Source organism: Pseudomonas sp. JAI111 (assembly GCF_024809425.1).
Classification (GTDB): Bacteria; Pseudomonadota; Gammaproteobacteria; order Pseudomonadales; family Pseudomonadaceae; genus Aquipseudomonas.
Map to the genome: position 1 here is coordinate 1,171,152 of NZ_JANUCB010000001.1, position 12,579 is coordinate 1,183,730.

14 protein-coding genes and 1 tRNA gene are annotated in these 12,579 nt (G+C 58.3%); 4 read left to right on the forward strand and 11 right to left on the reverse strand.

Annotation, left to right across the window (positions count from 1 at the left end):
- Window positions 1-42 precede the first annotated feature (42 nt).
- Both HNR03_RS05505 and HNR03_RS05510 read right to left on the reverse strand, forming a co-directional pair.
- Window positions 43-822 (reverse strand): class II aldolase/adducin family protein, encoded by a 780-nt coding sequence (locus tag HNR03_RS05505; protein WP_259151458.1) that lies wholly within the window; start codon window positions 820-822, stop codon window positions 43-45.
- 75 nt (window positions 823-897) lie between these two features.
- Complete coding sequence (locus HNR03_RS05510; protein ID WP_259151460.1) at window positions 898-1,935, reverse strand: ABC transporter substrate-binding protein; 1,038 nt, start codon at window positions 1,933-1,935, stop codon at window positions 898-900.
- 216 nt (window positions 1,936-2,151) lie between these two features.
- Here HNR03_RS05510 and HNR03_RS05515 point away from each other — a divergent pair, with 216 nt between their 5' ends.
- The gene (locus tag HNR03_RS05515; protein WP_259151462.1) at window positions 2,152-4,113 is read left to right on the forward strand and encodes an FAD-dependent oxidoreductase; all 1,962 of its coding nucleotides are present in this window, start codon (window positions 2,152-2,154) and stop codon (window positions 4,111-4,113) included.
- A 67-nt stretch (window positions 4,114-4,180) separates the two neighbouring features.
- Window positions 4,181-4,780 carry a cupin domain-containing protein gene (locus HNR03_RS05520; RefSeq protein ID WP_259152086.1) on the forward strand — a complete coding sequence of 200 codons (600 nt, stop codon included), beginning with the start codon at window positions 4,181-4,183 and terminating at the stop codon, window positions 4,778-4,780.
- 93 nt (window positions 4,781-4,873) lie between these two features.
- Here the strand turns inward: HNR03_RS05520 and HNR03_RS05525 are convergent, their stop codons facing one another.
- From HNR03_RS05525 to dapA, 8 genes are all read right to left on the reverse strand, one after another.
- Window positions 4,874-5,251, reverse strand: coding sequence for a hypothetical protein (locus HNR03_RS05525; RefSeq protein ID WP_222590161.1), 378 nt, complete (start codon window positions 5,249-5,251; stop codon window positions 4,874-4,876).
- Entirely contained in the window at window positions 5,244-5,543 is a 300-nt protein-coding gene (locus HNR03_RS05530) for a hypothetical protein (protein ID WP_222590160.1), read from the reverse strand. The genes HNR03_RS05525 and HNR03_RS05530 overlap by 8 nt, the downstream gene beginning before the upstream one ends.
- 315 nt (window positions 5,544-5,858) lie before the next feature.
- Window positions 5,859-6,230 (reverse strand): hypothetical protein, encoded by a 372-nt coding sequence (locus HNR03_RS05535; RefSeq protein WP_259151463.1) that lies wholly within the window; start codon window positions 6,228-6,230, stop codon window positions 5,859-5,861.
- A 117-nt stretch (window positions 6,231-6,347) separates the two neighbouring features.
- Window positions 6,348-6,437: transfer RNA gene (locus HNR03_RS05540), tRNA-Ser, on the reverse strand.
- Between the two features lie 83 nt (window positions 6,438-6,520).
- The gene (gene purC, locus HNR03_RS05545) at window positions 6,521-7,234 is read right to left on the reverse strand and encodes a phosphoribosylaminoimidazolesuccinocarboxamide synthase (protein WP_008034929.1); all 714 of its coding nucleotides are present in this window, start codon (window positions 7,232-7,234) and stop codon (window positions 6,521-6,523) included.
- Window positions 7,235-7,262: 28 nt separating this feature from the next.
- Window positions 7,263-8,021, reverse strand: a complete 759-nt coding sequence (locus HNR03_RS05550) for an MBL fold metallo-hydrolase (protein ID WP_222590155.1) — start codon at window positions 8,019-8,021, stop codon at window positions 7,263-7,265.
- Between the two features lie 4 nt (window positions 8,022-8,025).
- Complete coding sequence (bamC, locus tag HNR03_RS05555) at window positions 8,026-9,141, reverse strand: outer membrane protein assembly factor BamC (protein ID WP_259151465.1); 1,116 nt, start codon at window positions 9,139-9,141, stop codon at window positions 8,026-8,028.
- A gap of 17 nt (window positions 9,142-9,158) precedes the next feature.
- The gene (dapA, locus tag HNR03_RS05560; RefSeq protein ID WP_259151467.1) at window positions 9,159-10,037 is read right to left on the reverse strand and encodes a 4-hydroxy-tetrahydrodipicolinate synthase; all 879 of its coding nucleotides are present in this window, start codon (window positions 10,035-10,037) and stop codon (window positions 9,159-9,161) included.
- Window positions 10,038-10,365: 328 nt separating this feature from the next.
- Between dapA and HNR03_RS05565 the strand changes: the two genes are divergently transcribed.
- Window positions 10,366-10,926, forward strand: coding sequence for a glycine cleavage system protein R (locus tag HNR03_RS05565; RefSeq protein WP_019692529.1), 561 nt, complete (start codon window positions 10,366-10,368; stop codon window positions 10,924-10,926).
- Window positions 10,927-10,936: 10 nt separating this feature from the next.
- Window positions 10,937-11,410, forward strand: a complete 474-nt coding sequence (locus HNR03_RS05570) for a peroxiredoxin (protein WP_222590152.1) — start codon at window positions 10,937-10,939, stop codon at window positions 11,408-11,410.
- A gap of 82 nt (window positions 11,411-11,492) precedes the next feature.
- Here the strand turns inward: HNR03_RS05570 and HNR03_RS05575 are convergent, their stop codons facing one another.
- The gene (locus HNR03_RS05575; RefSeq protein ID WP_259151471.1) at window positions 11,493-12,563 is read right to left on the reverse strand and encodes an AI-2E family transporter; all 1,071 of its coding nucleotides are present in this window, start codon (window positions 12,561-12,563) and stop codon (window positions 11,493-11,495) included.
- Window positions 12,564-12,579 lie beyond the last annotated feature (16 nt).

Sequence of the window (12,579 nt, forward strand, 5' to 3'; positions counted from 1 at the left end):
GCTGAACGACTGTACAGCAAGAGTGTGGCAAGTCTCCAGCAGTCAATCCCGATAACCCGGCGCGACCCGATCCAGCAATCGCAACAGCGCCGCCCAGGCCAGTTGCATGGCGCCCGGGTCGTTCAACTCGCCTTCGTCCAGCGGACGGCCGGGGTCGTTGAATTGACGCTCGGTGTGTTCGCACACCTCGGCGGGCGGCAATACCAACTCACCGGCGGCTTGCGCGGCGAGCTGGATTTCGCAGGATTTCTCCAGATAATACATGCGCAAAAACGCCTGGCTCACGGTCTCTCCGACAGTCAGCAAACCGTGGTTGCGCAGCATCAGCACCGGTTTGTCGCCAAGGTCTTGTACCAGACGTTGCTGCTCGCTCATGTCCAGCGCCACGCCTTCATAGTCGTGGTAAGCAACCCGCCCGTAGAACTCCATGGAAATCTGGTTCACGGGCAACAATCCGCATTTCAATGCAGCGACGGCACAACCGGACTTGGTGTGGGTGTGCAGCACGCACTGCGCATCTTCACGCGCACCGTGAATGGCGCTGTGAATCACAAACCCTGCGGGATTCACCGGGTACGGCGACGATTCGACGGCCCGGCCATCAAGACCGATCTTCACCAGATTGGACGCGGTGATTTCATCGAACATCAGCCCGTATGGATTGATCAGGAAGTGATGCTCAGGCCCCGGAATTCGCACCGAGATATGGGTGAAGATCAGATCAGTCATGCGAAAGTGCGCAATCAATCGGTAACAGGCGGCCAGCTCTTCTCGCAGCTTTTGTTCCGTGGCGCTGCGCAGAGGGGTAGCGATCTCGTTCATTGTTTTGGTTCTCCAGGCTAATCGACTGCGCAAGACAGTAAGGCTGGACGCTTTCAAACGTCCAGCCGTTTGCGCCTACTTGCTGGCCCAGGCGTTGAAGCGCTCTTCAAGTTCTTCGCCGTGATCGACCCAGAACGCCACGTCCATCGACAATGCGCCCTTGAGGTTTTGCGGCGCAGTGGGCACCCATTGCGCGAGCTTGGCGTCCAGTCTGGCGGCGGCTTCGGTATTGGTCGGGCCATAGGGGATCTGCTCGACGTACTTGACCTGCGCATCTGGCTGATTGGCGAAGGCAATAAAGCGCTTGGCCTGATCGACGTGTTTGGAGCCCTTGATGATTGCCCAATAATCCATGCCATAAAGGCTGCCCGGCCAGACCAGCCCGAGGTGGCTGCCATTTTGCGCAGCAGCCGCCACCCGCCCGCTGTAAGTGGAGGTCATCACCACATCCCCGGCCGTCAGCCATTGCGCCGGTTGCGCGCCGGCTTCCCACCACTGGATGTAGGGCTTGAGTTCGGTGAGTTTGGCGAAGGCGCGGTCGACACCTTGCGGCGTGTTCAACACCGAATACACGTCCTCGACCTTCACGCCGTCGGCCAGCAAGGCAAATTCCAGGTTGTACACCGCGCGTTTGCGCAGCCCACGTTTGCCGGGGATTTTCTGCACATCCCAGAAGTCGGCCCACGAGGTCGGGGCCTGCGCCAATTTCTGCGTGTCGTAGGCAATCGCCACGCTCCACACCAGCGCAGCCGAACCGCACGCCTGCGCCGCCTCGGGAATCAACTGCTCGGCGCGCCCAAGGGTTTTCCAGTCGAGTTTTTCGTACATACCTTCGTCGCAACCGCGCATCAGGTCCGGGCCTTCAATCTGCACGACGTCCCAATCGGCGTTGCCAGTGTCGACCATCACTTTGATACGGGCCATCTCACCGTTGTATTCGCTCTGGATCAGCTTGCTGTGATCCGCTGCGCTGAACGGCTGGAAAAACGCCACATCCTGGGCTTTCTGACCGGCTCCGCCGTAACCCACCACTACCATGTCCGGTGCTGCCTGAACGCTGCCCATGGCCAGGGACAGCAACAAGAAACCGTGCTTGAGCGTGTTCGATTTCATCAGTGGTTCCTCTTGCAGGTGCTACTCGACTGAACGCCGACGTGACCCTTTTTATTGTTGTGAGGTTCGCCCCAGGTGCGGGCGCCAAATGAATCTACTGCGAGCCTCAGTAAAAAAACAAGTTGATTTTTTACTACAGGTAAATTTCTATAGGTAAATAATAACAACGCCGAAAACCCGGCCTTTCGGCTTCAGCCCGCCTGGAGTACCCGCACCATGCCGACCTCGTCCCCCGCTTTTACGCACCTGTTCGAACCCTTGCAGCTGCGTGGCAAACGGCTGAAAAACCGCATCATGTCCAGCGGACACGACACCTCGATGCCCACTGACAATCTGGTCAATGAGCAACTGATCGCCTACCACACTGCGCGGGCCGAAGGCGGCGTCGGGCTGATCGTGCTGCAAGTGGCCGGTGTGCATGACAGCGCGCGGTACACCTCGCATGTGCTGATGGCCACTGACGATGCCTGCATCGAGGGCTATCGCAAAATCGCCGAGAGTTGCCACGCGCATGGCACGGTGGTGCTGTCGCAAATCTTCCATCCGGGGCGGGAGATCATGGAGTCCAGCGATGGTCTGCTGGCCGTCGCTTACTCGCCTTCGGCGGTACCCAATGAACGCTTTCGAGTGATGCCGCGTGCGCTCGATCAAGCGATGATCGATGAGATCATCGCCGGTTACGGCGCAGCGGCCCGACGCTTGTATCAAGCCGGAATCGACGGCGTGGAAGTGGTCGCCAGTCACGGTTACCTGCCGGCGCAATTCATCAACCCGCGGGTCAACCGTCGCACCGATGGCTACAACGGCGAGTTGGACCAGCGCCTGCGTTTCCTGCGTGAAGTGATCGCGGCGGTGCGCGCCAACACTGATGACCAGTTCATCATCGGCCTGCGTATTTCCGCTGATGAACGCGACCCTGAAGGCCTGACCGAAGACGAATCCCTGGCTGCCGTGCAATCGCTGCAAACGATGCTTGATTACGTGCACATCGTCGCCGGGACCTCGGCTTCATTGGGTGGCGCCGTACACATCGTGCCGCCGATGGCGATCGAAGCGGCGTATCTGGCCAAGGAAGCCGGCACTTTCAAGGCCAGTCTGTCGATACCGCTGTTCGTTACCGGGCGCATCAACCAACCGCAGGAAGCCGAACTGATTCTGGCGCGCGGTCAGGCCGATGTATGCGGCATGACCCGCGCCCTGATCTGCGACCCGCAAATGCCCAACAAAACCGACACCGGCCACGTCGAAGATGTGCGCGCTTGTATTGCCTGCAATCAGGCGTGCATCGGCCACTTTCACAAAGGCCTGCCGATCTCCTGCATCCAGCATCCGGAAACCGGGCGCGAACTGATCTTTGGCCAGCGGCAACTGACGAAGCAACGCAAACGCATCATGGTCGCTGGCGGCGGCCCGGCGGGGATGAAAGCTGCCGCCGTCGCTGCTCAGCGCGGACATGACGTGACGCTATACGAAGCGAACTCACAACTCGGTGGCCAGGTATTACTCGCGCAATTGTTACCCCGACGTGCTGAATTCGGTGGTGCCAGCACCAACCTGCAACGGGAAATGGAACTGGCTGGCGTGCGCATCGTGCGCAACACCCGCGTGGACCGGGCGCTGGTCGAACGCGAACGACCGGACATGGTGATCGTCGCCACCGGTGCCGAACCGTATTGGCCAGCATTCGAGCGCGGCGGAGAGTTGCAGGTAGTGGACGCCTGGCAGGTACTGCGCGATGAAGTGCAGATCGGCCGGTCCGTGATGGTGGTCGACTGGCGTTGCGACTGGATCGGCCCCGGCATCGCTGAACGTCTGGTCCGCGCCGGGCACCAGGTACAACTGGCCGTCAACGGTACCCATTGCGGGGAAAACCTGCCGCTGTATGTGCGTGATCACCTGGCTGGCGAACTGCACAAACTTGGCATTCCGATCACGCCTTACGCGCGCCTGTATGGCTGCGACAACAACACCGTCTACCTGCAGCACACCGCCAGCGGCGAGCCGATGCTCTTCGAAAACATCGACACACTCGTGCTCTGCCAAGGCCATCAACCGGTCGATACGCTGGGCGCCGAGCTGCAAGGCCTGGTGGAGTTCCGGCGCATCGGCGACTGTCTCGCCCCACGCACCGCCGAAGAAGCCATCTACGAAGGTTTGAAAGTCGCCTGGGAGCTTTGAGGCTGTTTTATACTCCGGGGCTTTTACAGACCCCGGTTTGGAGCACGCCATGAGCAACAGCAGCAAGATGCCGCCTGCCAGCAGCGCGCCCACACAGGACAACGCGGCGGCAGAACCGCATTTTCTCGGCACACGGATTCGTGGGTTGCGTAAACGTCGGGGCATGACCCTGGCGGAACTGGCGCAGATGAGTGAGCTGACGGCGGGCTATATCAGTCAGCTGGAACGGAATCTGGCTTATCCCTCTATTCCGGCGCTGTTCAACATCGCTCGTAGTTTGGGCGTGACCATTCAGTGGTTCTTCGCCAGTGAAGGCAATACCGCGCCTGAGGACAATGGGGTAGTGGTGCGCAAGAACACGCGAATGAGCGTGCATTACGAAGACGGGATTGTGGATCAGCTGCTGACACCACAGCCAAATCGGCAGCTGGAGATGCTGCACTCGAGGTTTCCGCCGGGGACTTACAGTCAGCAGAGCTATAGCCATGAAGGTGAAGAGGCTGGGTATTTGCTGTCCGGGAGTTTTGAGTTGTGGGTAGGAGAGCGGCATTTTCAGCTGAGTGAAGGCGACAGTTTCAGCTTTTCCAGCCAGGAGCCGCATCGGTATGGGAATCCCGGGGAGGTGGACGCAGTGGTCATTTGGGTGATCACCCCACCTTCGTTCTGAGGCTCAGTCGACCTTTAAAGCTAAAAGACTCAGCGGCCTGAAAAAATTGCGAAAAAAAAACCGGCGTTTCGCCGGTCTTCTTTTCGCGTTCGTTTACAACCACCCAAACCCTTTTCCCATCATGGCTGCCAAGCCCAGCGCCGTAGTGATCAACGCGCTGAACAGTAAACGGAAATCCGTACGGGCCTCTCTGCGGTGCTCACGAAAATCCGTACGAGCTTCTTTGCGGTGCTCACAAAAATCCGTTCGAGATTCTTTACGATGCTCACGAAACTCCACGCGAAGGTCGCCGAGGTCCCGCCGCACGTATTCGATATGTGTCTCAAGTTGGGATACACGCGGTTCCATCGGGTTTTCTCCTGGAGGACCTGGTGGTCTTCTTCCATTATCGTCACTGCCGTTCTTTTTGCTGCCTGGGAAACGGTCAGGGTAATGCTCATCAAGATTTACCAGCACAAAAGGCTCACTCATCGCTGACCTCCAGCACACTGGTTTTGCACTCGTCCTGAACGATGATATTTGCCAGCGCATTGAGCGAGTGCAGACGTACAAACCCACAATGCTTGCAGTTAAGCATCACCGCTGGCGTGCCGAAACGTAAATACTCCTGACCTCGCGCCCAAGGCAATCCGACACCGGTTGCACCGGCCTGGAGTGGCAATTCCCACTCATCGTGCTCACAGAATGGGCACCCGGTATTTTTTATTCGCGCCTTGAATATATTGGCTAAGCGCCCCGTATCCAGATGAATATCCCTAGGCATTGGCTAACCTCGCGACATCCCCGGGCTGATCGCCATTCTGAAACTCTTCTTCACCGCCGTTGTACATCGCCACCTCTTCCTTGAGGGAATAAATCTTCGATTAAACGAACAACCATCAGATGGTGTGCCACGTTCGGTTTTTTGCGTGACCGCGATGTCAATATCCGGGCCTTCGCTACAAATCGAATATACGCTCGATCAATCTCGGACGTATCTGCGTACGAAGTAAGAAGATTCGCACCGTTGCGTAAGCCCGGAATTCTCTTTGTAGGATCCGTCCACAACGCTTTTTTCTGAGGCTGAAAATCGTCGGCTTCACAGATTTTTCTGATGAGCCGGGTCGTCAGATTGCAGAGCCAGAGGGCCTTGCGGCGAAAGCCCTTCATCGCTCTCAGGTGTTGCTGGAGTTGGAGGAGTGCTGGGGAGGAAAAAGCCTACAAGCCCCAAGAACCCGATTTCAATCAGTGAAAGAATTCCAAAGGTGATGAAGCCAAAGATCAGCCCGGCAACCACAATGCTCAAAGGATGAATTTGCGCCGCGTCGGGGCTATCCAGCATGTAGAGAAAAGCCTGAATAGCGACGGCGACAAAGGCCGCAACGGCTGCCATCAGCTTGATAATCAACCAAAGCCGTCGCCATCTGTTCATGGTCTGCCCCGCCATCCGGTGAATTAGCTCTTTATGCATGATAGCTAATGAGGGGGATCCGCCTGCTCTTCCCTGACCGCCCGTCGAGATGAATAACCAAATCGCCAGAAACGAAAAAGCCCCGTAACTTTTCAGTTACGGGGCTTTTTCTATGTATGGCGGAGAGATAGGGATTCGAACCCTAGGTACCGGTGAAGGTACAACGGATTTCGAATCCGTCCCATTCGGCCACTCTGGCATCTCTCCAACGGCGCGCATCATAACAACACTTTTGCCGGAAGCGAACCCCCTAAGCGAAATTTTTCCGTGCTATCAGATGCTTGCGTCGATTAAAGCGGTACGCCCAGACGATTGGCGACTTCTTCGTAGGCTTCGATGACGTCACCGAGGCCCTGACGGAAGCGGTCCTTGTCCATTTTCTTGCCGGTGGCCTTGTCCCACAGACGGCAGCCGTCCGGGCTGAATTCGTCGCCCAGGACGATGGAGCCGTCGGAGAACACGCCGAATTCCAGTTTGAAGTCGACCAGAAGCAGGCCGGCGTCGTCGAACAGTTTGCTCAGGACTTCGTTGACCTTGAGCGACAGTTCTTTCATGCGAACCAGCTGCTCGGCGGTGCCCCAACCGAAGGCCACGACGTGAGATTCGTTGATGAACGGGTCGCCCTTGGCGTCGTCCTTCAGAAACAGTTCGAAGGTGTAAGGGTTGAGCTTCATGCCTTCTTCGACGCCCAGGCGCTTGACCAGGCTGCCAGCGGCATAGTTACGCACGACGCACTCGACCGGGATCATGTCGAGTTTTTTCACCAGGCATTCGTTGTCGCCCAGCAGTTTATCGAACTGGGTCGGTACGCCGGCCGCTTCGAGTTTCTGCATGATGAAGGCGTTGAACTTGTTGTTCACCATGCCTTTGCGGTCGAGCTGCTCGATGCGCTTGCCGTCGAACGCCGAGGTGTCGTTGCGAAACAGCAGGATCAAGCGGTCAGCGTCGTCGGTCTTGAAAACCGATTTGGCTTTGCCGCGGTAGAGTTCTTCACGTTTTTCCATGATGGGCTCCGCTTGCTAAGTAGGTGGGCTAGGCGATGTGTCGCCAGTCGAGCCCTGAATCTTGATCGGCCAATTGCAGCCAGTCCGGGTCGCACCCGAGGGTGTCGACAAAACATTGCCGGGCCAGCTGCGGCAGGTTGTTCTTGCTGCTCAGATGGGCCAGGACCAGGTGTTGCAGGCCTTGCCAGCCCAACTCGGCCACCAGGAATGCCGCCTGATGGTTGTTCAAATGTCCCAGTTCACCGCCCACCCGTTGCTTCAAAAAGTACGGGTAGTGACCACGAGCGAGCATGTCACGGCAATGGTTGGACTCGATCATCAACGCATCGAGGTCCCGATAGCCGTCCAGCACCTTGTCGCAATACGAGCCCAAGTCAGTCAGCAGGCCGAAGCGCCGCTCACCGTCACTGAAGACGTACTGCGTCGGCTCCTGAGCGTCGTGGGCCACGGCAATGACCCCAATACTCAGTGCTCCGATCTGCAGTTGCTCGCCGCCAGCCAAAAGGCCAGCCGGTTCGATCGGTTTGCGCATCCCGCGCAGGGTACCGCGACTGAGGTAGACAGGCAGATTGTAGCGCCGAGACAGCAAACCCACGCCATGCACGTGGTCGGCATGTTCGTGGGTCACGAGTATCGCGCTCAGCTGAGCCGGGTTCACACCCAGTCGCAGCAGGCGTTTTTCAGTTTCCCGCAGGGAGAAACCACAATCGACCAGTACATACGTGTCAGCGCTGGCTATCAGCGTGCCGTTCCCTTGGCTACCGCTGCCGAGAACGGCAAAACGCATGTGATCAGCCCAGGTTGTCCTGAATCACGCTCAACACTTTGCGCGCCACTTCTGCCGGCGCCACGGTGTTGATGTTTTTCTCGACGGTGACCTGTACGTTCTCGCCCACTTTGCTCAGACGAACCTGATAACGCTCGGCACGGGCTTCAACTTCTTCCTTGCTCGGCGCACTGCCGAACAGGCCGCTCAAGAAGCCAGGCTTCTCGTCTTTCTTCTCGGCTTTTTCGGAAAGGTTGATGTAGTACAGGCCCAGGCTGCGGTTGATGTCTTCAACGCGCCATTCGCCTTGTTCCAGCGCACGACCGACGCTTGACCAGGCACGGTCCAGGTCGGTGCCGACGTTCAGAACAGGGTTGCCACTGCCGTCTTCGCTCAGGCTGACCCGGCTTGGCGTATCGAAATCACGCGAAGCCAGCATCGAAACCGAACCGCCCTTCTCAGAAGTGCGGCTCATGCTCGCGAGCATGTCGTCGACCAACGCTGCGTCCAGGCCAGTGTTGACCGAACGGTTGGTGAAAGCCACATCGGCGGTGCTGCCGGCAGGACGCTCGGCGCTGACCACATAGACTTCACTGGTGTTGCGTTGCACGCCCGGCTCGATACGCACCCGAATGCGGGTTTCGCTGTCGGGTGCGACGCCGGCTGCGCTCAGGCGCTTGGCCATCGCTGCGGACAGTTCGTCGGAATGTTGCCAGGTGGTGGTGAATTCACCGGTTTGCGGGCGCTGTTCGTCCAGACGGAAACCGTTGTCCTGGAAGAATTGCACGGCCACTGGCCAGACTTCAGCGGGTGGATTCTGGGCAACGATCCAGCGCGAATCACCGGTCTTTTGCAGGGAATACCCGGTAGCGTCGGCCCCTGCCGACAACGGCTGCGGACGCGGCACGACGTATTCGCCCTTGACGGTGTCATCAGCGACGTTACGCGGAATAGGCAGCAGCGGGTCCAGACGTTTGGCGGTGCTGACGTCCGGCGGCAATTGCATGGGTGCAGTCTGTTGCGCTTCCAGGTAATCGCTACCACGGTCACGGAAATAACCTTCCGGGCCCCAGACCCATCCACAGCCACTGGTGCTGGAGATAATCAAGGCAAGTGCGGAAAGTCCGGCCAATCGCTTCATGCGTAGTGCTTCCTCAATTAAACCAGTACGCCGGACTGGCGCATGGCCTGCCGCAGCGGTTCGTGACAGGCAGGGCTGAGCCAGGTGAGCGGCAGACGGATACCGTCCGGCATCAAGCCCATTTCATGCAGAGCCCATTTCACGGGGATAGGGTTGGATTCGATAAACAGGGTTTTATTGAGCGGCATCAGCTTTTCGTGAATCGCGCGGGCAGTAACGGCGTCGCCTTTCAGGGCAGCGTTGCACAGGTCGGCCATGTCGCGCGGGGCAACGTTGGCGGTGACCGAGATGTTGCCTTTGCCGCCGAGCAGGATCAGTTCGACTGCGGTGGCGTCGTCACCAGACAAAACCAGGAAGTCCTTGCTGACGCCATCGATGATGGCTTTGGCACGGCTCAGGTCGCCGGTGGCTTCCTTGATGCCGATGATGTTTTTCACGGTAGACAGGCGGATCACGGTTTCAGCCAGCATGTCGCACGCCGTGCGGCCCGGCACGTTGTACAGGATCTGCGGAATGTCGACGGCTTCGGCGATGGCCTTGAAGTGCTGGTACAAGCCTTCCTGGGTCGGCTTGTTGTAATACGGAGTGACCAGCAGGCAAGCGTCGGCGCCGGCGGTCTTCGCATTAGTGGTCAGCTCGATGGCTTCGCGAGTCGAGTTGGCGCCGGTACCGGCGATCACCGGAATGCGCCCTGCAACCTGCTTCACCACGTAACGAATCACTTCGATGTGTTCGTTCACGTCAAGGGTGGCCGATTCACCTGTGGTGCCGACCGCCACGATGGCGTGGGTGCCGTTTTGCAGGTGAAAGTCCACCAGTTTGCTCAGGCTGTCCCAGTCGAGACGACCTTGTGCATCCATGGGTGTGACCAGTGCCACCATACTGCCCGCAATCATGCAACCGCTCCTGCCGGAAAAAGAGAGCCGTAATGGTACTGGCGCCAAGATGCTTGTACAAGCGAAGTACTGCGCTGCTGCCATTCCCCTTGGCGCTGCTTTTCGCTACCCTTCAGACTTTGATCGGTACTGATAAGCTCGTACGCCGGGTTCCAGCCTTCATTTTCGGCATCACAAGCCCCGATCCAGCGTTGCCACCCCTCGTTCCTGCCACTCTGGAGCAGGTTGCAACCTTCCGGCTCGGGTTTTCTGAATTCGCATCCGCAGGCTCGTCCCCGGTAAAAAAGCCCATTAAGGTATCGACCGCTCATCGCTTTAGGAATGCTGCATGTCCACCCCCACAGTTCGCGAACAATTCCTTGTCATCAGTGCCCTCGGCGCCAACCCCATGGAGCTGACTAACGTCCTGTGCCGCGCCAGCCATGAAAATCGCTGCGCCGTGGTCACCTCTCGCCTGACCCGTCATGGCGAGTGCAGCGCGTTGGTCCTTGAGATCTCCGGCAGCTGGGACGCCCTGGCGCGCCTGGAAGGCAGTCTGTCGAGCCTTGCCAAGAAGCACGCCTTCACCGTTAACGTGGTGCGCAGCGCAGCCCTGGAGAACCGTCCACAGGCCTTGCCGTACGTCGCTTATGTCAGCTCGGCCTATCGCTCGGACATCATCAACGAGCTGTGCCAGTTCTTCATGGACCACAACGTTGAACTGGAAAACCTGACGTGCGACACGTACCAGGCGCCGCAAACCGGCGGCACCATGCTCAATGCCACGTTTACCGTGACCTTGCCTGCCGGCGTGCAAATCAGCTGGCTACGTGATCAGTTCCTGGATTTCGCCGACGCGCTGAACCTCGACGCCCTGATCGAACCGTGGCGCCCACAAAACCCAATGTAAGGAAGCTTTCATGGCCGTTGCCATCGACCAACCGGTTGCCGACTTCGAAGCACCCGCCACCAGCGGGCAGACCATCAGCCTCGCGAGCCTCAAGGGCAAGCAAGTGGTGATCTACTTTTATCCGAAGGACAGCACGCCAGGCTGCACGACTCAGGGTCAAGGCTTTCGCGATCAACTTGAAGCCTTTAAAGCGGCCAACACCGAAGTATTCGGTGTGTCCCGTGACAGCCTCAAATCCCACGAAAACTTCAAGGCCAAACAGGCGTTTACCTTCGAGCTGATCAGCGACAAGGAAGAAGCGCTGTGCCAGTTGTTCGATGTGATCAAGCTGAAGAAGCTGTATGGCAAGGAATACATGGGTGTGGATCGCAGCACCTTCCTGATCGACAAGAATGGCGTGCTGCGCCAGGAATGGCGTGGCGTGAAGGTCCCAGGGCATGTGGATGCGGTTTTGGCTGCAGCTCAGGCACTGAACAAGGCCTGATTCATCTGTTGCCTGTTATTACGCCTTCGCGGGCAAGCCCGCAAAGAGACGCTCAGCCTCACTGAAGAATCAGGGCTGAGCGTTAGAGCAGGGGCGCCACTATCGGCTCCTTGCGTGGCCACGCGTCGAGCACAGCCTTGAACAGCGTCGCCAGGGGAATCGCAAAGAATACCCCCCAGAAACCCCACAACCCGCCAAACAACAACACTGCGCAGATGATCGCCACCGGGTGCAGGTTGACCGCCTCCGAGAACAGCAGCGGCACCAGCACGTTGCCGTCCAGGGTCTGAATGATTCCGTAGACCGCCATCAAATAGATGAACTGGTCACTCCAGCCCCACTGGAACAACGCAATCAGCATCACCGGAACCGTCACCACTACCGCCCCGACATACGGCACCACCACCGACACGCCCACCAGCAACGCCAACAGCGCCGCGTAGTTGAGCCCCATAACGACGAAACCGATGTAAGTCACGCCACCGCAAATGACAATCTCGATGACCTTGCCGCGAATGTAGTTGGCGATTTGCCGGTTCATCTCATGGGCAACCCTTGTGATCAGCGTACGCTCACGCGGCAGGTAACCAAGCACCCACTGGCCGATCATCTCCCGGTCCTTGAGGAAGAAGAATACCAGGATCGGCACCAGGACCAGGTAGATCATGATGTTCACCAGCAGCGGCAGACTCGACAGCGAGAAGGTCAGCGCCCACTGGCCAAACTTGCCGATCTCGCCCCGCGCCAATTCGATGGCCTGCAACACCTGCTCATCGGACACCAGATGCGGATAGCGCTCAGGCAGCAGCAACAGTAGCGATTGCCACTTGGCAAGCATGCCGGGCAGTTCATTGAACAGCGTGATCAGTTGATGCCAAAGCAACGGCACCACGACAACGATGAAGACCAGCAAAACGCCCATGAACAATGCAAAGACCAGCCCTACCGCGACAGCGCCCGGAACGCGCAAACGCTCGAGCGTGAGGACCAGGCCTTGCATCAGATACGCAAGCACCATCCCGGCCAGCACTGGCGCGAGCATGCCACCCAGCGTAAGTACGGCGGTAAATGCCAGAAACAGCAGAACCGCCAACACCACGGCTTCTTCGTCGGAAAAGTAGCGCTGAATCCAGTCGCGTAACACCTTGAACATCAATAATCCTTAGAAA

Excerpts from the sequence above, each read along its gene's own strand:
- HNR03_RS05505 (WP_259151458.1), bottom strand. The coding sequence starts at position 822 with ATGAACGAGATCGCTACCCCTCTGCGCAGCGCCACGGAACAAAAGCTG.
- HNR03_RS05510 (WP_259151460.1), bottom strand. The coding sequence starts at position 1,935 with ATGAAATCGAACACGCTCAAGCACGGTTTCTTGTTGCTGTCCCTGGCC.
- HNR03_RS05515 (WP_259151462.1), top strand. The coding sequence starts at position 2,152 with ATGCCGACCTCGTCCCCCGCTTTTACGCACCTGTTCGAACCCTTGCAG.
- HNR03_RS05520 (WP_259152086.1), top strand. The coding sequence starts at position 4,181 with ATGCCGCCTGCCAGCAGCGCGCCCACACAGGACAACGCGGCGGCAGAA.
- HNR03_RS05525 (WP_222590161.1), bottom strand. The coding sequence starts at position 5,251 with ATGAGTGAGCCTTTTGTGCTGGTAAATCTTGATGAGCATTACCCTGAC.
- HNR03_RS05530 (WP_222590160.1), bottom strand. The coding sequence starts at position 5,543 with ATGCCTAGGGATATTCATCTGGATACGGGGCGCTTAGCCAATATATTC.
- HNR03_RS05535 (WP_259151463.1), bottom strand. The coding sequence starts at position 6,230 with ATGCATAAAGAGCTAATTCACCGGATGGCGGGGCAGACCATGAACAGA.
- purC (WP_008034929.1), bottom strand. The coding sequence starts at position 7,234 with ATGGAAAAACGTGAAGAACTCTACCGCGGCAAAGCCAAATCGGTTTTC.
- HNR03_RS05550 (WP_222590155.1), bottom strand. The coding sequence starts at position 8,021 with ATGCGTTTTGCCGTTCTCGGCAGCGGTAGCCAAGGGAACGGCACGCTG.
- bamC (WP_259151465.1), bottom strand. The coding sequence starts at position 9,141 with ATGAAGCGATTGGCCGGACTTTCCGCACTTGCCTTGATTATCTCCAGC.
- dapA (WP_259151467.1), bottom strand. The coding sequence starts at position 10,037 with ATGATTGCGGGCAGTATGGTGGCACTGGTCACACCCATGGATGCACAA.
- HNR03_RS05565 (WP_019692529.1), top strand. The coding sequence starts at position 10,366 with ATGTCCACCCCCACAGTTCGCGAACAATTCCTTGTCATCAGTGCCCTC.
- HNR03_RS05570 (WP_222590152.1), top strand. The coding sequence starts at position 10,937 with ATGGCCGTTGCCATCGACCAACCGGTTGCCGACTTCGAAGCACCCGCC.
- HNR03_RS05575 (WP_259151471.1), bottom strand. The coding sequence starts at position 12,563 with ATGTTCAAGGTGTTACGCGACTGGATTCAGCGCTACTTTTCCGACGAA.